Below are 947 nucleotides of genomic sequence, written 5' to 3'. Positions count from 1 at the left end.
AGGCCTGACCTCGCTGACCGCGGGCGCGTCCCGCATCTTCGAGGGCGGGCCGGTCAACCAGACCGTGGTGGAGATGGAGCGCGGCTTCCTCTTCATCATGTCCATCTCGGACGGCTCGTCCCTCGCCGTCCTCGCCCACCCCGACGCCGACATCGGCCTCGTCGGCTACGAGATGGCCCTTCTCGTGGACCGCGCGGGCAGCGTCCTCACCCCGGACCTGCGCGCGGAACTGCAGGGCAGTCTTCTCAACTAGCAGACGGACCGTGCGTTTCTCGCCACCGCGCCTTAAGGTGCGGTGGCGCGGGTCCACAGGGACATGGACCGGCGAACCGCAGTCGGAGGAGGAATCGTGGCAACACCCCCAGGCGGACACCACCCGTACGACGGTGCTCACCAGGTGCAGGGTGACAACGCCCAGAACCACTACCACTTCCCCTCTGCGCCGGGCAGACAGGGCTACCAGCAGCCCTACCAGCAGCCGCAGGCACCGCGCCAGCCGGTGCAGCAGCAGCGCCGTCCGGAGCCGGCCGCGGGTGCGGGCGGGGGTGCCCACAACCCGCTGGTCCGTCCGTACGCCATGACGGGCGGCCGGACGCGACCCCGGTACCAGCTCGCCATCGAGGCGCTGGTGTCCACCACGGCCGATCCGTCGCGGCTGCACGGGCAGTTGCCCGAGCACCAGCGGATCTGCCGGTTGTGCTTCGAGATCAAGTCGGTGGCCGAGATCTCGGCGCTCCTCTCCATCCCCCTCGGCGTTGCCCGGATCCTCGTCGCCGATCTGGCCGAGGCCGGACTCGTCGCCATCCACCAGCCCGGCGGCGACGAGGCCGCCGGCGGCCAGCCAGACGTGACACTGCTCGAAAGGGTGCTCAGTGGACTTCGCAAGCTCTAGCGGCGGTGCGGCCCGCTCAACCACCAGCGCGAAGATCGTGGTGGCGGGCGGCTTT

General features: G+C 70.3%; 2 protein-coding genes and 1 pseudogene. All 3 read left to right on the top strand.

Going from position 1 to position 947, the window contains the following annotated elements:
* Nucleotides 1-253: roadblock/LC7 domain-containing protein (locus tag RND61_RS32455; protein WP_315881755.1), on the top strand; the 253-nt coding region annotated here is incomplete at its 5' end.
* Between the two features lie 96 nt (nt 254-349).
* Nucleotides 350-892, top strand: a complete 543-nt coding sequence (locus tag RND61_RS32450) for a DUF742 domain-containing protein (protein ID WP_315881754.1) — start codon at nt 350-352, stop codon at nt 890-892.
* Nucleotides 873-947, top strand: a pseudogene (locus RND61_RS32445) (ATP-binding protein); the annotation flags it as partial. The gene RND61_RS32450 and the pseudogene RND61_RS32445, both read left to right, overlap by 20 nt.

The organism is Streptomyces tamarix (assembly GCF_032423885.1).
Taxonomy (GTDB): domain Bacteria; phylum Actinomycetota; class Actinomycetes; order Streptomycetales; family Streptomycetaceae; genus Streptomyces; species Streptomyces tamarix.
This window is presented reverse-complemented; position numbering and strand designations above follow the sequence as displayed.